The organism is Collinsella sp. TM09-10AT (assembly GCF_003436275.1).
Lineage (GTDB): Bacteria > Actinomycetota > Coriobacteriia > Coriobacteriales > Coriobacteriaceae > Collinsella.
The window spans coordinates 1-19,283 of record NZ_QSOP01000011.1 but is presented as its reverse complement, the minus strand read 5'-3'; the positions used below and the strand labels follow the sequence as shown (position 1 = coordinate 19,283).

Here is a 19,283-nt window from a genome sequence, read left to right as displayed (position 1 = left end):
TGCGAAAAGCACCCGCGCCCTGCGCCTGCGCAGGTGCCCCGCCGTCAAGTGCCGCTAGTCCTCGTCTTCTTGGTCTGCGAGCAGGCCCGCGGACGTGAGCCCCAAGACCTCGTCGGCCTCCTTGGCGTCTTCCAGCGCGTCGATGTCCTTGAGCTTGCGCTCCATGACGTTGGTGCGCGTGGTAATGATGCCCTCGACCGTTTTGCCCGCGGTCTCGATCTGCTGCTGGGCGCGGCGCAGCGCCTTTTGATAGCGCGGCAGCTCGGCCTTGACAGCGGAGAGCACGCGCAGTACATCGTCGGTGCGTTTTTGCAGCTTAAACGTTTGGTAACTCATCTGCAGGCTGTTGAGAATGGCCGCCATGGTGCTAGGGCCGGCAACGTTGACATGATAGTCGCGGCCCAGGGTCTCGATAAGCCCGGGGCGGCTGACGACCTCAGCGTACAGCCCCTCAAACGGAACGAACATGATGCCAAAGTTGGTGGTCACGGGCACGCTCAGATACTTTTCGCAGATGTCCTTTGCCTCACGCTTGACCATAGCGTCAAGCGTCTTGCGCGCGGCGGCGACGGCATCCGCGTCGCCCGACTCCTGGGCATCGAGCAGATGCTCGTACGCGTCGCCCGGGAATTTGGAGTCAATCGGCAGCAGTACGGGGTCGCCCTCGTCTACCGGCAGCTTGACGGCAAACTCAACACGCTCCGAGGCGCCGGGCTTGGTGGCAACGTTTTCCAGATACTGATCGGGTGTGAGGATATCCGCCAGGATCGCGCCCAGCTGCACCTCGCCCAAAATGCCGCGCGCCTTGACGTTACCCAGCACGCGCTTAAGGTCGCCCACGCCAGTGGCGATAGATTGCATGTCGCCCAGGCCCTTGTACACGGCCTCGAGCTGGTCGCTCACCTGCTTAAACGATGCAGACAGACGGTCGTTGAGCGTGCGAGAGAGCTTCTCGTCCACCGTCGCGCGCATCTGATCGAGCTGCACGTTGTTGTCTTTGCGGATGGCGCCCAGCTGAGCATCGACCGTCTCGCGCACCTTGTCCAGGCGATGCTCGATGCCCTCGCGATTGGCGCCGAGCTGTTGGGCCGTCTCACGGCGCAGGTCATCCATCCGGTCACCAACTTGCGAGAACTCGCGTGCGATGGCCAGGTAACGTTGCTGCTCCACGGCCGCATCGGTCGTCTGCTGCTGCGCGATGGCATTGGCCGTGCGGCGTGTTTCGGCCAGCGCGACGTTCAGGGCATCGAGCGCGTTGTTGGCCTGCTCGAGTGCTGCCAGCGTTTCCGCGCTACTGTCGCCACGCTCCCGCAACTCGGCACGAAGGCCCTTGAGCTGCAGGGCACAGGCCGCAGCGACCCCCACCGCCACCAAAGCAATCACAATAAGTGCAATATCAATTGCAGACATAAACTCCGCCCAACAAACCCAATCGATCATCAATCAAAACCGCGATCAATCTTACCCCGCCACACACACCGGGCGCCCGGCCCCTTCTTGGGCGCCCCTCTCCTCCGCATATTCCATAATGCGGCGCGCCGTTTTCCTGCTCACCTTTGAGTCATCGCCGGCCAAGTATGCGTATACGTTTCCTTTATTCAGGCGCAGAGCACGGCAGAGGCCATAGCGCGTTACACCCGATTCCTCCAATGCTTCCAGCGTTTTCTTTCTCATCAGGGCGTTCACCCTTCTATCGGCCGCCGGCTTTTCCTTCACCGCTCTATACGCACGCCAAACGTTGGCATAACGATTAGGGAGCTCACTTTTGGCGCATAGAGACGCCATGCTACCCGCTTGACCGTACAAGGATAAAACGTCTCGATAATCCCGTTCCATCCACGAGCCCTCGGATAAACCCAGAACGTATTCGGCTTTTCCTTGCGCCAAAGCGAGCAAAAACAGAGCCTCCGCCACGCGCGGTGCATCCGTCGTCGCCTGCTCAACCAATTTTCTAAAACTCAGCGACTGCTGTCCGGATAGCTCTCGGCAATAGCCTTTTAAGAATCCCTCAAAGGTCAGATTCAACCGAGCACCTCCTTTTTGTATTACCTGTATCCATTATTATTATTCATCTTCAATAATACTATTCAGTCGCACGACAGGACCCACAGGATGCAAGGATTCCACTCGTGGCGATAATCCCTACACCCTAGAAGTCCTAATGCGACAAACGCTAGCTCTCCCAGCCGGCGCGGATGGTTGTTATGACGTCATCTAGGCGCTGGCCCAGGGCCGCTAGATGTTGGAGCACCTCGTTGGGCGATGCACCGTTGAGGATGCACGTGAGGGCATACGACGCCAGAAAGATGGCCGCAAGCCCCAACGGGATGAGCACGATCATCGCCAACGTACGCAGGCGCTGGGCCCAGCGACGGCGACGCGCACGATGCTTGTCGAACGCGAGCTCCTGCGCATATGAATCTTGCTGTACGGAATAGGCCTCTGGCGCCGATTCACACCCGGGCACAGCTGCAGGTACAGCAGCGGGCACGACGTTTTGCACGGGCGCCTGGTTGGCAACCCCTTGCATTTGCATCTCCATGAGTCGTTGCTGCTGACGCAGCATGCGCTCAGCTTGTTGCTGCGGAGTCTCAAGAAACAGATCCATGCTGGCCTCCAAAATCGGAGCATTCGACGCTTACGACCAGCATCCCGCACCGCCATGACCGCGACAACGCAATCGCCGGCAATAGCCACAAAGTTTCTTTTGCTCAAAAGCTGTCGAAAAGCTCAACAACTCCCCTACCAGCACTTTCTCTGAGCTTTTTTCGCCAGCAATCTTTTGGCCTTCCACTCTTACGCCAACTGACCAAAATCTAACCAAAAACTTGACGAAAATTGTGAAGACCGGGACCCCACAAAAACGTGCCGCCCCAAAAAGGGGCGGCACACAACCTTTTTTATCAGCTTTTCTGTATCGAGCACGCGACGACCCAACGCCGGAGCGCAAGGCGGGGAAATACCTTTGCCTCGCGCGACTCTGCGAAGCCGTGAGCGAGAGGGAAAGGTATTTCCCCGCCCTGCGCTCCGCAGCAGCCAGCGCCAAGCGCTAGTAGTTCACCACCTGCTCCTCAAAGTACGCCTTGGGGTGGTTACACACCGGGCACACCTCAGGTGCCTCGGCACCAACGTGCAGATGTCCGCAGTTCAGGCACTTCCACACCTTTACGCCCTCGCGCTCAAACACCTCGCCCGACTCAATGCGCTCGACGAGCTTGTTGTAGCGCTCCTCGTGGGCCTTCTCGACGGCGGCGACGCCACGGAACTTCTCGGCGATCTCGGCAAAACCCTCCTCCTCGGCGGTCTTGGCAAACTCGTCATACATCGTGGTCCACTCGTAGTTCTCGCCCGCGGCGGCGTCGCGCAGGTTGTCCAGAGTGCCCGGAACGGCGCCGTCGTGCAGATATTTAAACCACAGTTTGGCGTGCTCGGACTCGTTACCCGCCGTCTCGGCAAAGATATTCGAGATCTGAACGTAACCGTCCTTTTTAGCCTTGGATGCATAGTAGCGATACTTGGTGTGCGCCTGGGACTCACCGGCAAAAGCGGTCTCAAGGTTCTTCTTGGTTTGGGAGCTCTCAAAATCCATAGGTGTACTTCCCTTCAATACATGCCGCCCATAGGCTTTGAGCGGCCTTATTTTATGGTACCCCCTGCCGAAAATCTAAACCTTACAATCCTGTTCTTCAGATTTGCACGGGCTAAATGCTCAGCCAGCGATCGCCCTCGGCTCGGCAAAAGCCCTCACGCTCCAGGTCAGCTAGAATACCCGCGATCAAGTCGCACTCGACCGGCCCGCGACCGGCTGCCGCTTCCATCTCGTTAACGCCCACCACGGTATCAGCAAGCGTAATCCCCGCCGGCTGGCCATCGCGCGCTGCCAGCAACATACGCACGATATGCGCGCGCTTTTGGCGACGTGAGCCCTCAAACTTTGATTGACGGCTATAGCCCGCCGACCGCCTGGACGGATTGGGCAACGTCTTTTTTAGATATGCGCCGTAATCCAGCAACGCGTAATACCACGCGCGCGGCGTGTCGGCATCATCGAGCGGCACGGCAAAGGGAGCGATCTCGTCGGTCGCCGCACCGGGGGCCGCCGGACAGGCGGCTTGGATCAGCGGCACCAGCTCGCGATCGGGAACAGCCGGCATATCGGGAAAGAAGTGATGCAGAAAGACCGTGCGCACGTTGGTCTCCAGATACACGCCCGGAAGATCAAACGCAAACGACCGGATACCTTGCGCCGTTGCCGGGCCAATACCAGGCAGAGCGACCAAGTCACGCGTCTCGTGCGGAAACTCCCCGCCCCAATCCTCTACGACCCGTTGAGCGGCCCCGTGAAGCGCCAGAGCGCGTCGGTTGTAGCCCATGCCCTGCCAAGCGTCCAAAACATCGGAAGGCGCGGCCTGGGCAAGCGCCTGCACGGTCGGAAAGCGATCGAGCCACGCCGGCATACGCGTCTCCACGCGTGGTACCTGTGTTTGCTGCAGCATGACCTCAGAAAGCCAAATGATGTACGGATCGCGCGTGCGGCGCCACGGAAGGTCGCGATAACGCAGGACCCCTTCCGAACGAATCATCGAACGAAAGGGGTCCTGAATCATATCTATGCTCCTTATGCGGCGCTATTCCTCCCGGCAAGCGCACGCGCAGGTGGCGTACTCGGGAAACGCTTCGCGGTCGGCGAATTTGGGATCGACGGCCGGGAACTGGCGGTGAGCGACGATGTCGCCGAGCGAAACGGAATCGAGGTAATCGCGCGTCATCGCTTGAGCTCCGGCCCACAGGGGATGATAGCAGCACGTGCCCATGCGTGCACAGTCGCCATCGGGTGCGGTGCAATCATTCATAACCATAGGGCCCTGAACGGCCTCGACGACCTGGCGGATGGTGACGTCGTCCGGACTGACCTTGAGACGCATGCCACCGTGGACGCCACGCAGGCTCTCCACAATACCGGCCTGGACCAAACCGTGCTGAATCGAGCGGGCAAACGAATACGGAACATTGACCTCTTCGGCAGCGGTGCGAACAGAAAGCAAACGCTCCGGATCCTCGGCAAGCATCGCCAGCATACGAAGGGCGTAATCAGTCTTCCTCGATATGTCCATTTTTCCCCTTTCAAGGAATACGAACAGCTCGAACGAGCTCCGGGGCCGAGCTTGTGTCGAGACGCTAAATGACCGCAGGACATCCAAATGGTAAATCGGATATCCACTGAGTGCCGCGCTTGGAGCGAAATGCATCAGATGCGGCCTACAGTGCAATTTAGTATAACCTAACCCCCTGTCTCGTTGAACAGGTGTTGCGCAACAAAGCTGTTGTTCAGACAGATAGACTTATTAGATTTTACTTGCGTTCCCGAAGGCGCGGGGATTCTGGGCGAAGATGCGCCAGGGCGATCGTTCTATCGAAACAAAGTGCATCAAACGCAAAAAGCCACGTCCGAAGACGTGGCTTTAATTGCGTTGGCGGGAAGTACGGGGCTCGAACCCGCGACCTCCGACGTGACAGGCCGGCGCTCTAACCAAACTGAGCTAACTCCCCAGGCAGGCGTTCGCGTTTGTTTCCGCTCGCGTGCGCTGCGGGGATTAGTATACACAGAAGTCTGTCCGGCGCGCAACAACTTTTTTGAAAAAATTTTTGGGGCCATCCGGGAGGGTCTCCGGGGCTGGGGGCGGGGGTTAAGTTTGCTGCTCTACAGTCCTGCGCAAGACGGAAAGCACATTAAGTGCTTTCCTTTGCGTGCGGAACTCGCGACAAACTTAACCCCCGCCCCCAGCCCCGGAGACCCTCCCTGCCGTCACTTTGTTCGAGTCGTTGTTGTTCCTCGCCGCTTCGCGGCTCGGCGGCCCCGTTCTCCGCGGCGGGGGTTGTCTAAGGATCTTGCTGAAGCTCTGCCTTTGGCTCAAATGAAAACGGGGGACGCATCTGCATCCCCCGTTTTTGTTGCGGTTAGTCCAAGTCAATAAACTTGGTACTTATGACATGGCCGTCTTTGACGAGCATTCTGGCCATGGTGGGGCCTCGGGTGCCTCTGGGGTAGCTGGCGCTGCCCGGGTTGAGGACTAGGCAGCGGCCCACTTGGGCTTCTTTGGTTACGTGGGTGTGGCCGTTGATGGCTACGTCTACGGATCCCACCGGAAGGTCTTCGCGGTAGTGGGCTACGGCGAATTTGAGGCCTTCGTAGGTAAAGAGCGCAAGACGGTCTACATCGGGGCCGTAGTCGCGGTAGTAATCGTTGTTGCCCAATACGGCCCGCACGGGGGCGATGGTGCATAGGTGCTCGTAGTCCATCTCTGACGTGAGGTCGCCGGCGTGGATGATCAGATCTGCGCCCTCAAGCTCATCCAAGAGCGCAGGCGATAAATAGCCGTGGGTGTCCGAGATGATGTCGATACGCTTGGCGCTTGCACTGTTCATGGGATCCCTTCCGCAAAAAAACGATTCGGCAGATACATACAAAAAAGGCCCCACGGCCCCGCAGACGATGGGTCTACAGGGCTGCGGGGCCAGTGTGCTAGAGACTCAGAGCCTTCTTGAGCGGCACGACGCGGCGGCGCGAAACCGGCACGCGTTCGTCGACGCCCGTAATGCCCAGCTGGATGGCACCCGAGGGCACCGTCTCAACGTCCGTGACGCACGCCAGGTTGACGATATAGCGGCGGTGAACACGGAAGAAGCCAAAGTCGCAGAGCTTGGCCTCAAACTGCGCCAGCGAGGTCGTCGACAAAAAGCGATCATCGACGGTATAGATGCAGGAGTAATCGTCCTTGGCCATGATAAAGCGAATGTCGTCCACGGGAATGAGCACCTTGCGGCCGCCCTTTTCCACCGGGATACGCTCGATGGTCACCTTGCTGTCCGTGACCGGCTTGGCGCGCTGCATAACCTTCTCGATCGCGCGATCCAAGCGAGCTTCCTCGACAGGCTTCATCAGATAATCGACGGCATCGACGTCGAATGCCTCAACCGCATGGTCGCTATACGCAGTCACAAATACGATCGCCGGCGGATTTTTGAGCTTATGCAGTGCCTCGGCAAGTTGCAGGCCCGAGGCACCGGGCATCGAGATATCGAGAAACACGACATCCACGCGACTTTCCATAAGCATCTCGATGGCGGAGCGGACGCTCGACGCCTCCGTGATCGTGCCGATCTTGCCCGTTTGCTCGAGCAGGAAGCGAAGCTCCGAGCGAGCCGGCGCCTCATCATCCACAATCATCGCACGCAGCATAGGGATAAAACCTTTCGTCAACTAACTACGCCGGGCATCCGTCGCATGACGTTGAGCCCGTAGCCTTTTATTTTACTCTTGAATGTCAAAGATGCTCTCTGACAAATCAAGATGAAGAAGCACTTTGGTGCCCTTGCCCGGCGCCGATTCGACACGCGTATAGGAGTGCGGCCCAAAAAAGCGATGGATGCGCTCCGAAATATTGTGCATGGCCACACCGGCGCCGCCACCCTGGGGAGAGCTGGCGTCGGGACGGGCAGAGCGCTCGTCAAACAGTCTGGCGGCGGTACCCTCATCCATGCCCACGCCATTATCGGCCACGGCAATCAAGATTGCATCCTCGCCGTCTTGGTGAACGGTCACGTCGATCCTCAGGGCGTCGTCATCGCCCATACCATGACGCACAGCGTTCTCGACAATCGGCTGGATCACGAACGCCGGCACCAGCGTATCTTCCACGTCCTCGGACACATCGAACGTCGCAAGCACGCGGTCCTCGCCAAAGCGGGCCTTCTCAAAGGTAAGGTAGCGCTTGGTCTGTGCGACCTCGCGCGAGACCGGAATAAGCGATCCCGAGTTGTCGAGCGTGGCGCGATAGAACGATGAGAACTCACGAAGCAGTTCGCGAGCCCGCAGCGGGTCGGTGCGCGTAAACGATGCAATGGTGTTCAGCGTGTTGAACAGGAAGTGCGGGTTAATCTGCGCCTGCAGCGCACGCACCTCGGCGCGCGCTGTGAGTTCCTTTTGCACCTCGAGCTCGTGGATGGCGAGCTGCGTGGACAAGATCTCGGCAAAGCCCGAGGCAAGCGCGTACTGGGTACGGTCGACAGCGCGCGGGGTCTTGTAGTAGAACTTGAGCGTGCCGACGGTACGATCGCCCACCTTGATGGGGGCGATAATGCCGGCGGGGACTTGGTTGTGCGAGCCGTCCGAGCCCACGACATCCACCATACGGTTGAACGATTGCACGATGCCATGTTCGATAACGTAGCGTGTGGCAAGCGTGTGGATGGGAGAATCTGGCAGTAGCTTTTCCTCAAACTCGCCCGCGCAGGCAAGCACGTTGTCCTCGTCGGTGATGGCCACCGTCATGGCGCGCGTCTCGGGCAAAATGCGCTGGCACACCAAACGCGCCGACTCCTGCGTCAGACCGCCCTTAATGTCCTCGAGCATGGCCGAGGCCACCGAGAGCGTCTCCTCGGTGTACTGGGAGCGCACCGAATCGGGATTGAGCGTCAAAAAGATAAAGATGCACAGAAAGATGCACAGCAGCGCGCAGGCAATCACCGTGGCGATCGGCTCGATACCGGTCACCAGGGCAAAAATAAAGTACACCAGCACGCAAATGGCGCAGGCAACGGCAATGATGCGAAAGATTGATAATGAACTATCGCGCTGGGCGCGGCGGTCGATCATTCGGCCCCCTCCAGGATACTGATCAGTTGTGCGTCACGCCAAAGCCCGTCCATGATCTTGGGCCAAAAGCTCTGGAAACGCAGGTAGCTTGCAGCGTTTTGGCGTGCATAGGCCTTTGCCTCGTCGATACCATGGCGCCAGATGCGCAGGTAGCCCTCATGCTCGCGGGTAAACACGCTGCGGACCATAGCGGTCTTGCGCACGCGGTCGTCGAGCTCGCGCGAAATCCACGGGCCCGGGTAGGGCATGAGCGATGCCGCCGTAACGGGAATGAGCTCCTTTTGATGCGCGGCGAATGTCAACTTGGCCCGTTCGTAGTACCAACGGTATACATCCTGCATAAAGCGCGGTGAGCGCTTTTCGGACTCCGGAGGCAGATGGCGCACGGTCCACTCGTTATCGAACCACACGTCGTAGCCAAACATGCGCATGTTAAAGAGGTAATCCAAGTCCTCGCCGCGGGTGATAAACGGGTCAAAGGCCACACGCGTAAAGGCGCGGGCGTGCAGGGCCATCAGGCCGCCGCACACGTAGTTGGAGCGCGAGATGCGGGTGCCCGAGAGCGCCTTTTTCATCCAACGGTTGAACTCGATGCGCTTGGTCCACCAACGATGGCAGATGCCCGCCTTGTCCGTGGGAGCCAGCGGCGAGCCGTCACGATCGTAGAAATAGCCGCTCTTGACCAAGATCGGCAAGCCCTGACGCGTCTGCTGCCCCAACGCATAGGTCGCGCGCTTCATAAAGTCGGCGTCGATGACAGCCTCATCGTCATCCAAAAAGATAACCGCGTCATGCCCCAGCACCGCAGCGCAGGCCAGCCCCATGTTGCGGATGGCACCGTAACCTCGCAGGCTCACGCACTCGCCCGAACCCTTGGGCGCGATCTGAGCAACCCGGTCTGCGATGCGCGAGGCCTGGGTGTTGGTGACAACGGTGACCTTGAGCGTGGGATGCGCGTCGACAATCTCGTGCACGCGCAGCGACACATCGGCTGTGGCAGAAACGGGACAGACCACCAAAAGGATGATGCGCGGGATGTCACGTACCTGCTCAAGCGAGGCCAGGCAGCGGTCGAGTTCGGGATTGTCGGCGTTGAGTCGTGTCGAATGGTCATAGGTGCCAGGGGCGTTTGCGCGAGCGTCATCGCCCGCCCAATACGTTGGAATCACGACCGTGGCGTTCATGCCTTACCCTCCCTGCAACACAAAAACGGGACGCCGCCAAACACAGGCGACGCCCCGCGACCTAGCTGACTCCATCATACCCACTTGGGCTAATCATTGTTCGAAAGTCAGAATGTTTATTGCGGATAACCCCAAAAGAGTATCGCGGCGGACGCAATTACCGGCAGGTTCCTATGCGGCCTGCTCTGCCGTCTGAGACATGCGGGACAGACGGACCAGCAGCGCAAAGCCCACCACCAGCAGCACGCCGATAGACAGGACGCCCAGCGAGGGGTTGCCGGTCAGCGAGGTGACGACCGACACCAAGAAGGTGCCCATAACACTTGCATAGCGGCCAAAGATATCAAAGAAGCCGTAGTACTCGTTGGACTTTTCCTTGGGAATAATGCGGCCAAAGTAGCTGCGGCTGAGCGCCTGCACGCCGCCCTGGAACAGGCCGACCAAAATGGCAAGCACCCAAAACTCAAAGGCAGTCTTGAGGAAGAACGCGGCAAAGAGCACGATGCCCATATAGGCGGCGACTGCCACCAAGATCATGTTGAGCGTGCCCACGCGGCCGGCGAGCTTACCGTAGATGATGGCGGACGGGAAGGCCACAAACTGCGTAACGAGCAGCGCCAGGACCAACTGGGTCGAATCGATGCCCAAGGCCGATCCGTAGCTGGTTGCCATGGAAATGACCGTGTGCACACCGTCGATATAGAAGAAGAACGCGATCATGTAGACCAGCACGGTCTTGTTGTGGGCGATCTCGCGCATGGTGTGTCCGACCTCGGAGAACACGCCGCCCACGATGTGGCCGATAGTGTCCTCGGGACCGCGCTCGCGACCGTACTTCTGCTTATAGGTGCGAATGAGCAGCAGGGTAAAGATGAGCCACCAGGCACCAGTGATGATAAACGACAGACGCGTTGCCAGCATGGTGGGGACACCAAGAGCGGGACCACCCATGATAAGCGCCAGGCAGATGATGAACGGCACAGTGGAACCGATGTAGCCCCAGGCATAACCCGAGCTGGACACGACGTCCATGCGCTCGTCGGCGGTAATGTCGGGCAGCATAGCGTCGTAGAACGTCATAGAAGAGTTGAGGCCGATGGTGCACAGCACGTACACAGTCAAAAATGCCATGGCGGACATTGGGATAGCCTGCGCCAGGCAAAGAACCAGGCCCGTGAGGAAGAAGCCCAAGAAGAACTTGATCTTGTTGCCGGCGTAATCGGCAAGCGCGCCCAGAATGGGCATGAGCATGGCAATGACCAGCGAGGCAATCGTCTGAGCGTTGCCCCAAGCGACCACCAGGTCTGCCGAGGAAGCGCCGGTATTGATGGTGTTAAAGTAAATGGGCACCACCGAGGTATTGAGCAGCACGAGGGCCGAATTGCCCACATCGTACATAACCCAGTTACGCTCGAGCTTGGTGTATTTCATGGACAGGGACCCTTCGTATTTGCCCGATATGCAGTTAGTTCATCGTACCCCAATTGTCCAGAAGCACCGGTAAGGATTCGGCAAAGGGGCACGCATGAGCCCTATTCCTCGCGGTCGAACTCCTCATCGGCATTGAGCACGCGACCGCTGTAATTGACATGGTTGGTCACGGCTTCCATATCGCCGGTCTCGATAAAGCGGGCAACCGTGCACTCGTAATCGAGCAGCGCGCGGTCAAAGACCTCGGGGAAGCTCTCGGTCGAGACTTCATCGGTAAAGGGGTTCTTCCATGCCAAGTGGCCCAGGTTGCCGGTACGCTCGGGCAGCTCGGTCGTCACGCGGTGCGCAAGGCCGTCGAGCAGCGAGTAGTCGTGCACCAAGCCCTCAACCAGCGAGATCGCGCGCGTCTTTGCGGAGCCGGCCGGCTCAATCGCGCGGTAAAGTCGCTGCATATTGGCAACGGCAGCACCGTACTCCCCCGCCGGAATGTCAATGCCGTACACGCGTCCGGCAACATAGCTCATCAGCACGCCGGCCACGCGATTGATGCGATCGGTGGTGACGATCTCGCCCGCCGGCGGGTAATCGTCGACCGTAGCGCCATCGCGTTTAAGCTGCAGCATCAGTACATCCAGGTCGCTCTCGATCACGGCATGGACCTGACTGCTCGAATCCTCAAGCTCTGAATCGGACTCCACGATGCCAAACTGCTGCTCATAGACAAAGGGGTGAGCGTTGCGGTCGAGCACGTAATGAGACAGCAGGCCCAGCGCAAAGGCACGACCCAAGCTGGCATCGCGCGGCAGCAGATGCGACACGCCGTCGCGCAGGCACGCGAACTGGCGAGACATGCGCGACCGATGCATGACCTGCGCCAGCAGCGTGCAGTCGGAAACACGCGGTGTCAGAATGTGAAAGAAAAACGGGTCGGGGCCTTGGTTGCCCAAGATAAAGGCAATGCGCTCTTCATCGGACGTGATGACGCCCTGCGGAAGACGGTCGATGCTTTCCTCGCCAAACAGATGATGGGTGATAAGCGCGGGCATAATGATCCTTTCGATTTCATTCGATGCCACCCATTATGCCCACCGCGCGCCCATGCCAAACCTGCGATGGTAAACGACAGCACGCAAGCCTCTTACGCAAGCCCCAGGTGCGACTTGACCTCGGCGGCACGACGACGGGACACCGGTACCGTCGAGTTCACGCGGTCGAGCCTGAGCTCCATCAACCCCGTGGAGCCAATCTCAACATTGTGCACGTCTTCCAAATTGACCAGGTAGCTGCGATGAACGCGAATAAAGCCCTCGGAGTCCAAGCGACGCTCGAGCGAAGAGATCGACTCATTGATCAGGTACGTTCCCTCGGCGCAGATGGCGTTGCAAAAATCGGCGCGCGCCTCAAAGTAGCAAACGTCTGCGGCGGGAATGAACACCTTTTTGCCCCCGCGGTCCACCGTCAGACGCAAAGGCTGGCGCGGAGCGTGGATAACACGACGGACGCCCAAGGCCGCCTCGATCTTGTCGAGTGCCTTTGACAGGCGTGCGTCCTCAACCGGCTTGACGACATAATCGACGGCATCGAGGTTATAGGCATCAGCCGCATACTCGGCAAATGCCGTCACAAACACCACGACCGGCGGCGTCTTTAGGTTCTGCAGCGTCTCGGCAAGCTCAATTCCCGAGCGACCGGGCATGGTAATGTCTAAAAACAACACGTCGGGCTTGTTCGACAGAATCGACTCCACGGCTTCGGTGACATTGCCCGCCTCGGCAATATGACCCACACGCGTATCCTTTTCCAATAGATAGCGTAGCTCAGCCCTAATAGGAGGCTCGTCATCAACCACCAAGATGTTCCATCCCTCGGACATATGCGCTTCCCCTCTTTTTTCTCTCAATCCAACCGCGCGCTACACCTTCATCGGCGCCGGCTCATGCGGCTCGCCGTTCAGCTCGACGATGACCTGCGTTCCCACGCCCTCCTGGGACTTCACGCGCATGCCAGAATCTTCTCCGTAAAAGAAATGGATGCGCTGAAGCACGTTGAAGAGCGCCAGGCCGCAGCCTCGTTTGATGGAGCCGTCGGCGGTAATGCTCTCGGGCTCCTCTCGGCGATGCTGCTCAAACAGGTGCGCGCAGACTTCTTCGCTCATACCGATGCCGTCATCTTCGACGATGATCTCCAGACCGTCATCGGTCTCAAAAGCCCTAACACGAATAGAAAGCGGCTCGGTCTCGCGCTGCGCATGCTTGATGCAGTTTTCGAGCAGCGGCTGCAAGATAAACGGCGGCACCATGCTGTCGCGCACCTCAAAGTCGATATCGACCGAGACGCGCAGACGGCCGTCGCCATACCGGGCCTGCATAAGGTTGATGTAACGAGTGCCCTGTTCCACCTCGTGCTCGAGCGTTGTGAGGGTATCGGAATCGGACAGTGTCTGACGGTAGTAATTGGAAAAGTCGATGAGCAGCGACCTGGCCTTGTCCGGCTCGGTACGTACGAGCGACACAATGGTGCTGATGGTGTTAAACAGAAAATGAGGATCGACCTGCGATTGCAAGGCGCGCAGCTCCACGCGGGCCGTAAGCTCGTCCTGGCGCTCGAGCTCAAAGCTCGCAAGCTGCGTGGAAATGAGGTCGGCAAAGCCCGAGGCAAGCGCCGTCTGGCGCATATCGATGCTGCTCAGACGGGGATAATACAGCTCGAGCGTGCCCACGCAATGCCCGCGCACGGTAAGCGGTGCGACAATACCGGCGCGCAGGCGCGGAAAGTAGCCACCTGTCTCGGTCGAGGCATCGCGCGAGAAAACGCTTTGCTCACCGCTGTTGATCACATTGAGCGTGGTCCGCAGCACCACCGGGGTGCCCGCGGGGCATTTTGCCGAGTCCTCGCCCCAGCTTGCCAACACCTGCTTGCCGTCGGTAAAGCAGATGGCAGAGGCGATGGTTTCGGACAGGATGATCTTAGAGGCGCCCAGGGCAGCTTCGGGCGTAAGGCCGCGCGACGTGTAGGCGAATATTTTTGATGCGATGGCGAGCGTACGGTCGGTTGCGCTCGATGTGAGGTCGTCGGGGACCACAAAGACATACGAGAAAAAGAAGCACAGCATGACCAGGCCGGCAATAACGACAACGCCCGGAACGGGATTGGGATTATCGGTTAAATCCCAGATAAGCAGCAGGATAAGCGCCGGAACGACAACACCGAGCAGGATGGCCTGAACCACATGCTGGGCCGTACGAAAGACCTTGGTAGAGTTGTAGCTCTTGCCCAGAATCAGCCTGTTTAAATCCACCGTCATCCCCTCTTGTCCGTAGCACCCATAGCAATAAAGAGGGCCGCAAGCGACCCTCTCCATTGCATTATGCAATCAAATACTGTGTTTTACATCCAGCCATCGACAAACGGTATCTTAGGCGCTGTATTTGTTGGCCTCGCCAAAGGTGCCAGCCTCGACGATCCAGCCGTCCTTCATGATGACGTCCATGTTGTCGGTGTTGAGCACGTGGATGTCGGCGGCGACGTCACCGTTGACGACCAGCAGGTCGGCGCACTTGCCGGCCTCGATGGAACCGGTCTCGTCCTCGATGTGGCACATCTTGGCACCGTTGAGGGTGGCGCAGGTGATGGTCTCGACCGGGGTGAAGCCGATCTTGTCGACAAACTCGTACATCTCCTCGATGGAGCAGGTGCCGTACGGGGTGACGAAGGAGAAGGAGTCGGAGCCGATCGTCATGACGACGCCGCGCTTCTTGGCCTCGCGCAGGCAGTCGTAGTTGCGCTGCAGCTCCTTCTCGACCAGGGTGCCCTCGTACTTGTCGTGCAGCTCGGGGACGTAGACGGGCGGATAGGTGGCGTACCAGGTGGGCAGGAAGGCGATCGTCGGGGTGAAGAAGGTGCCCTGCTCAGCCATGAGGTCCATGGTGCGCTCATCGATATCGAAGCCGTGAATCAGCTGCTCGCAGCCAAAGCGAACGGAATCGTAGGCAGCGGCGTGGTTGTTGTAGCAGTGGCTCCACACGGGAATGCCGACCAACTTGGCCTCTTCGATCACGGCCTGGATCTCCTCGGAGCAGTAGTGCTGGTCGCGACCGGAGTCCCAGCGCCAGATGCCGCCACCGGTAGCCCAGATCTTGATGGCATCGGGGTTCTCGCGCAGGCGACGACGGACGGCCTTGCGCAGATCCCAAGGACCGTCGACCTGGTCGCCCCAGGGATGCGATTCCTTGTTGAGCTCCTGGCTGCAGTGGTGGGAGTCACCGTGACCGGCAACACGGCAGAAGCCGAGTCCGGTGGCCAGAACGCGCGGACCCTTAAAGACGCCCTTGTCGATGCAGTCGCGGATCTGGATACCAAAGCGGCCGATCTCGCAGACGGTGGTGAGGCCGTGGGTGAGGCAGTCGTAGGCCTGCTTGACGGCGACGGCCTGCTTCTCGAGGAGCGGCTGCATAACCCAATCGGTGTCATCGTCGGTCAGGTTGCCCGAGAAGTGCAGGTGGGTGTCGATCAGGCCGGGAAGGACGGTCTTGCCGGCGGCGTCGATAACCTCAACGCCCTCGGGAAGGTCCTGCATAGCACCGGCATACTCGATCTTGCCGTTGTCGTCGACGAGAACGAGGGAGTTCTCGACCGGCTCGGCACCGGTACCGTCGATGAGCTTGCCGCCAACGATTGCGTACTTAGTAGACATGGTTCCTCCTTATGGATCCATATAGTGGGCGAGGCCATGTTGGGTTAAGGCCTCACAAAGCTACCCAAGTGGTGCCGGGTTCGGTGCGCGGGAGAGAGGGTTCCGCGCACCCGATCCGCCCCGGCTAGGCGTTATTTTTTGCGGGAATTGGTGAAGGCCATGAGGGCCAGGCCAATGGCCAGCCAGCCGATCACGATGCTCCACTCCACCATGTTGAGGGAGGCGGGAGAGAACGGGATCACGAGCAGGCCGATGATGACGGCGCAGGCAGCGACAGCGAGGCAGATGCCAAACTTGCCGCCGGGCACCTCGTAGGGACGAGGCAGGTCGGGCTCGGTGAAGCGCATGCGCAGGCAAGCGAGGGCGACCATGCCGCAGGAGAAGATGAAGGCGAGGGCCGACACGTTGGTCAGAGGAATGAGCATGTTCTTGCCCAGGAACGGACCGATGACGGTGATGACGCCCAGGACGACGCAGGCGAGCTTGGGAGCGCCGGACTTGGGATCGACCTCGGCGAACTTCTCGGGCAGCTGGCCCTTGCGGCCCATGGCGAGCATGATGCGGCTCGTGGCGCCGTAGAAGGAGTTCATCGGGCCCATGGGTCCAAGCGTGGCGATGACGAGCATGGCCAGGTACAGGAGCATGTTGATGCCCTTGAGGCAGGCAAGCGCGGGAACCGGGCTCTTAACAAACTCATGCCAGTCGAGGATGGTGCCGAACGAGTAGATGCAGACCATGTAGAAGCCGCCGGCGGCCAGCAGGGCCAGGGAGATGATCTTGCCGAACTTGTTCCAGTTGAGGCCCTCGGCTGCTTCCTCAGCCTGCTGAGGAATAGTATCGAAGCCGGCGTAGAAGAACGGGGTCAAAACCAGGACCGACACGATGCCGGCGAACAGGCTGGTGCCCTCGGTAGCGGGCTTGCCGCCGCCAGCACCGGTGACCTGGGAGAACACGGGCATGGCGTGTTCCGGCGAACCGGTGAACAGCGAGACACCCATGGCGAGCAGCATGCCGCAGAGCAGAGCCTTGGTCAGGAAGGCCTGGAGCTTGGCGGCCGAGCTGGCACCGCGGAAGTTGAGGAAGATGACGTAGACTGCAAAGCCGAGCGCGATTAGCGTCGGGAACAAGTAAACGTCGGCGCCCAAGATGGTGTAGAGCTTGACGGCGCGCAGCCACTCAAGACCGGGCAGGCTGCCGAACATCTCGGACACGAGGGTCGAAATGGCGATGGCCTCCCACGGGCACAGGATGCCGTTGCCCAGAGCCAGGAGCCAACCGGTGATGTAGCTCAGCGTACGGCCAAAGCTACGGTCGACATACTCGACGATGCCGCCCGAGATGGGGATAGCAGCCGTGAGCTCACCGAAAACAGCTCCGACGGGCACGAGGAAGATTGCACCCAAGAGGAATGCGATCATAGCGGGAACGGGACCGCCGCCCACGACCATCCAGTCGCCGACCTGCAGGACCCAGCCAGTTCCGATGATGGCACCGAAACCGATGGTGAAGAAGTTCCAGAGCGAAAGCGTTTTCTTCATGCCGCCGTTACCTTCGACTGCAACTTCTGCGTTCTTGTCCGCCATTGTTCCCCTCCTTTCCTTATTGACGCCTCTTTGGCGTCACCCCTTGCGCGGTCTGTTTTACCGCGCGCTTTTATTTCGTGGCTTTAAGATACGGCCTTGGCACAGCAGCGCCGCTTGCGACTCGACCGAAGGCAGAACTGCAAAACGAGCGGCGCTGTTTTTGGGACGAACGGCGCGGTTTGCCACTCATTGTTGCCGCCCGTCCGACGGGCGTACGCTCATCGGACGCATATAGAGATGTTTTTGAAGCCGTGCGTTTTGCGCCTTTCGTACCGTTTACCGAGCTTTTGACGCGCAGACCCATTTGTTGCACATCTTTTTTGTAGGATAGACAGGTTATACATGAGACAAGGCGGTACGAATGGCATACGGATACAACGACGGTGATCAACGGCGACAAAGCGTTCGCCTTGCTGGCCGCACCACGCCGACGCCTAGAAGTGCCACGAGCAGCAATCCGCAACGCCCTCAAGAGCAACCCAGGCCTTCGTCTCGGCAGCAGACAAGCAGAACACGGCAGAGTGACCGTCCGAGCACGGGCACAAGCGCGCAGCAAGATAGCCGCCTGGGCGCGCGCACTCGACAGCGCCAGGCCGAGGTTCCGCAACTGCGCCGCAACGGCGCACGTCAGTCCGACATCCATATCAACCGCTTCTTTTCGCATTCCCAAGGCGGACGCGACGGCAAGCCCTACCGCTCGACATCGTACGTGAATGCCCCCGCCCTTCCGGCTCGTCGACTTTGCCTCGCACTGTGCTCTATCCTCATCTGTCTGGTCTTTGTGCTTATGAGCTCCTGTATGTCCCACGGCTCGGCCGGCCTTGAGCCCACCGCCGAGGACAAGCTGCTCAAGGCCCCCGTCGCGCCCGGTTATTCTTTCGCCTTTTCGACCCCGCGCTCGCAATGGCAAGCCGGCACGATGCCCCATATCTATCAGATCGACCCTGCATGGTCGGAGCTGCCTTACGCCGGCGGTACCATCCGCCAAAATGCCTGCGGGCCTACGTGCCTCACCATGGTCTATATCTTTAAGACGGGACGCACCGATATGACTCCCGTCGATATGTGCGCGCTTTCCGAGGCAGGCAACTATGCCCCCACCGGCGCCACCGAATGGTCATTTATGACGCGCGGCGCATGGCAGCTGGGCCTTAACGCAACGGAGCTCCATATCGATCGCAGCTCTATCACCCAGGCGCTGCGCTCGGGTGCGCCCATTATCGCATCGGTTCGTCCCGGCACCTTTACCAGTGTTGGACACTATATCGTGCTCTGGGGCATCGACGATGCCGATCAAGTGGGAGTCTACGACCCCAACTCGGCCAGCCGCAGCGCCCGTCGCTGGGGTGTCGTAGAAGTCCTCAACGAAATCGAAGCCATGTGGGCCTACTACTAGTCATTGGGCACTCATTGCACTCATTGGGGACAGACTTAAATGAGTAGCCCCAGGCTGCCAGGAACTGCCGACACGGAAAGCGCATCCCATTTTGGAGCTCAATAGCGGGATGCACTTTCCGTTAGCGGCCCGTTTGGGAAACTACGTTCCACTTTCCGGCAACATTCCGGGATGCATTTTCCGGTTGAGGCCCTCAAGGGAAACTATGTCCCATGTTGGACGCTCATTCTGGGATGCGCTTTCCGCAGTTGATTGATGCGGGCTTTAAGGACTGTTCCAAGCTGCCAGCAGAGACGATATGAGCAGGACATAAAAACATTGAGAGCCCCTGCTGCATGAA

17 protein-coding genes and 1 tRNA gene are annotated in these 19,283 nt (G+C 59.3%); 1 reads left to right on the top strand and 17 read right to left on the bottom strand.

Annotated features, from left to right (window positions below; all coding sequences use genetic code 11):
* Window positions 1-54 precede the first annotated feature (54 nt).
* The 17 genes from rmuC to DXD77_RS05840 all read right to left on the bottom strand — a co-directional run bounded on the left by rmuC (window position 55) and on the right by DXD77_RS05840 (window position 17,547).
* Window positions 55-1,410: a DNA recombination protein RmuC gene (rmuC, locus tag DXD77_RS05920; protein ID WP_117648158.1), complete on the bottom strand. Its 1,356-nt coding sequence runs from the start codon at window positions 1,408-1,410 to the stop codon at window positions 55-57.
* Between the two features lie 51 nt (window positions 1,411-1,461).
* The gene (locus tag DXD77_RS05915) at window positions 1,462-2,025 is read right to left on the bottom strand and encodes a hypothetical protein (protein ID WP_117648155.1); all 564 of its coding nucleotides are present in this window, start codon (window positions 2,023-2,025) and stop codon (window positions 1,462-1,464) included.
* Window positions 2,026-2,173: 148 nt separating this feature from the next.
* A complete protein-coding gene (locus tag DXD77_RS05910) occupies window positions 2,174-2,608 on the bottom strand; it encodes a hypothetical protein (RefSeq protein ID WP_117648153.1) in 435 nt (144 codons plus the stop codon).
* A gap of 441 nt (window positions 2,609-3,049) precedes the next feature.
* Window positions 3,050-3,589, bottom strand: a complete 540-nt coding sequence (gene rbr, locus DXD77_RS05905) for a rubrerythrin (protein ID WP_117646627.1) — start codon at window positions 3,587-3,589, stop codon at window positions 3,050-3,052.
* Window positions 3,590-3,701: 112 nt separating this feature from the next.
* Window positions 3,702-4,607, bottom strand: a complete 906-nt coding sequence (locus tag DXD77_RS05900; RefSeq protein ID WP_117648150.1) for an adenine glycosylase — start codon at window positions 4,605-4,607, stop codon at window positions 3,702-3,704.
* A gap of 21 nt (window positions 4,608-4,628) precedes the next feature.
* Window positions 4,629-5,114 (bottom strand): Rrf2 family transcriptional regulator, encoded by a 486-nt coding sequence (locus DXD77_RS05895; protein ID WP_117648133.1) that lies wholly within the window; start codon window positions 5,112-5,114, stop codon window positions 4,629-4,631.
* Between the two features lie 358 nt (window positions 5,115-5,472).
* A tRNA-Asp gene (locus tag DXD77_RS05890) sits at window positions 5,473-5,550 on the bottom strand.
* Window positions 5,551-5,958: 408 nt separating this feature from the next.
* On the bottom strand, window positions 5,959-6,426 hold the full coding sequence (locus tag DXD77_RS05885) for a YfcE family phosphodiesterase (RefSeq protein ID WP_117564950.1): 468 nt from the start codon (window positions 6,424-6,426) through the stop codon (window positions 5,959-5,961).
* A gap of 97 nt (window positions 6,427-6,523) precedes the next feature.
* Window positions 6,524-7,240, bottom strand: coding sequence for a LytTR family DNA-binding domain-containing protein (locus tag DXD77_RS05880; protein WP_006235156.1), 717 nt, complete (start codon window positions 7,238-7,240; stop codon window positions 6,524-6,526).
* Window positions 7,241-7,312: 72 nt separating this feature from the next.
* Entirely contained in the window at window positions 7,313-8,656 is a 1,344-nt protein-coding gene (locus DXD77_RS05875; protein WP_117648131.1) for a histidine kinase, read from the bottom strand.
* The gene (locus DXD77_RS05870) at window positions 8,653-9,840 is read right to left on the bottom strand and encodes a glycosyltransferase (protein WP_117648129.1); all 1,188 of its coding nucleotides are present in this window, start codon (window positions 9,838-9,840) and stop codon (window positions 8,653-8,655) included. Before DXD77_RS05870 ends, DXD77_RS05875 begins: the two co-directional genes overlap by 4 nt.
* A 171-nt stretch (window positions 9,841-10,011) precedes the next feature.
* The gene (locus tag DXD77_RS05865) at window positions 10,012-11,271 is read right to left on the bottom strand and encodes an MFS transporter (protein ID WP_117648127.1); all 1,260 of its coding nucleotides are present in this window, start codon (window positions 11,269-11,271) and stop codon (window positions 10,012-10,014) included.
* A 101-nt stretch (window positions 11,272-11,372) separates the two neighbouring features.
* Window positions 11,373-12,317, bottom strand: a complete 945-nt coding sequence (locus tag DXD77_RS05860) for a zinc dependent phospholipase C family protein (RefSeq protein ID WP_117634430.1) — start codon at window positions 12,315-12,317, stop codon at window positions 11,373-11,375.
* Between the two features lie 92 nt (window positions 12,318-12,409).
* The gene (locus DXD77_RS05855) at window positions 12,410-13,144 is read right to left on the bottom strand and encodes a LytTR family DNA-binding domain-containing protein (protein WP_117648125.1); all 735 of its coding nucleotides are present in this window, start codon (window positions 13,142-13,144) and stop codon (window positions 12,410-12,412) included.
* A gap of 39 nt (window positions 13,145-13,183) precedes the next feature.
* Entirely contained in the window at window positions 13,184-14,569 is a 1,386-nt protein-coding gene (locus DXD77_RS05850; protein ID WP_233506749.1) for a sensor histidine kinase, read from the bottom strand.
* A gap of 117 nt (window positions 14,570-14,686) precedes the next feature.
* Window positions 14,687-15,964 carry an amidohydrolase family protein gene (locus tag DXD77_RS05845; RefSeq protein ID WP_117648122.1) on the bottom strand — a complete coding sequence of 426 codons (1,278 nt, stop codon included), beginning with the start codon at window positions 15,962-15,964 and terminating at the stop codon, window positions 14,687-14,689.
* Window positions 15,965-16,095: 131 nt separating this feature from the next.
* Window positions 16,096-17,547, bottom strand: a complete 1,452-nt coding sequence (locus DXD77_RS05840) for an APC family permease (protein WP_117629718.1) — start codon at window positions 17,545-17,547, stop codon at window positions 16,096-16,098.
* A 799-nt stretch (window positions 17,548-18,346) separates the two neighbouring features.
* Between DXD77_RS05840 and DXD77_RS05835 the strand changes: the two genes are divergently transcribed.
* Window positions 18,347-18,943 (top strand): C39 family peptidase, encoded by a 597-nt coding sequence (locus DXD77_RS05835; RefSeq protein ID WP_233506748.1) that lies wholly within the window; start codon window positions 18,347-18,349, stop codon window positions 18,941-18,943.
* Window positions 18,944-19,283 lie beyond the last annotated feature (340 nt).

What these genes read in the sequence shown, in the direction of transcription:
- DXD77_RS05900 (WP_117648150.1), bottom strand. Translation starts at nt 4,607, where the DNA reads ATGATTCAGGACCCCTTTCGTTCGATGATTCGTTCGGAAGGGGTCCTG.
- DXD77_RS05880 (WP_006235156.1), bottom strand. Translation starts at nt 7,240, where the DNA reads ATGCTGCGTGCGATGATTGTGGATGATGAGGCGCCGGCTCGCTCGGAG.
- DXD77_RS05885 (WP_117564950.1), bottom strand. Translation starts at nt 6,426, where the DNA reads ATGAACAGTGCAAGCGCCAAGCGTATCGACATCATCTCGGACACCCAC.
- DXD77_RS05840 (WP_117629718.1), bottom strand. Translation starts at nt 17,547, where the DNA reads ATGGCGGACAAGAACGCAGAAGTTGCAGTCGAAGGTAACGGCGGCATG.
- rmuC (WP_117648158.1), bottom strand. Translation starts at nt 1,410, where the DNA reads ATGTCTGCAATTGATATTGCACTTATTGTGATTGCTTTGGTGGCGGTG.
- DXD77_RS05910 (WP_117648153.1), bottom strand. Translation starts at nt 2,608, where the DNA reads ATGGATCTGTTTCTTGAGACTCCGCAGCAACAAGCTGAGCGCATGCTG.
- DXD77_RS05895 (WP_117648133.1), bottom strand. Translation starts at nt 5,114, where the DNA reads ATGGACATATCGAGGAAGACTGATTACGCCCTTCGTATGCTGGCGATG.
- DXD77_RS05835 (WP_233506748.1), top strand. Translation starts at nt 18,347, where the DNA reads ATGTCCCACGGCTCGGCCGGCCTTGAGCCCACCGCCGAGGACAAGCTG.
- DXD77_RS05860 (WP_117634430.1), bottom strand. Translation starts at nt 12,317, where the DNA reads ATGCCCGCGCTTATCACCCATCATCTGTTTGGCGAGGAAAGCATCGAC.
- DXD77_RS05875 (WP_117648131.1), bottom strand. Translation starts at nt 8,656, where the DNA reads ATGATCGACCGCCGCGCCCAGCGCGATAGTTCATTATCAATCTTTCGC.
- DXD77_RS05865 (WP_117648127.1), bottom strand. Translation starts at nt 11,271, where the DNA reads ATGAAATACACCAAGCTCGAGCGTAACTGGGTTATGTACGATGTGGGC.
- DXD77_RS05845 (WP_117648122.1), bottom strand. Translation starts at nt 15,964, where the DNA reads ATGTCTACTAAGTACGCAATCGTTGGCGGCAAGCTCATCGACGGTACC.
- rbr (WP_117646627.1), bottom strand. Translation starts at nt 3,589, where the DNA reads ATGGATTTTGAGAGCTCCCAAACCAAGAAGAACCTTGAGACCGCTTTT.
- DXD77_RS05870 (WP_117648129.1), bottom strand. Translation starts at nt 9,840, where the DNA reads ATGAACGCCACGGTCGTGATTCCAACGTATTGGGCGGGCGATGACGCT.
- DXD77_RS05855 (WP_117648125.1), bottom strand. Translation starts at nt 13,144, where the DNA reads ATGTCCGAGGGATGGAACATCTTGGTGGTTGATGACGAGCCTCCTATT.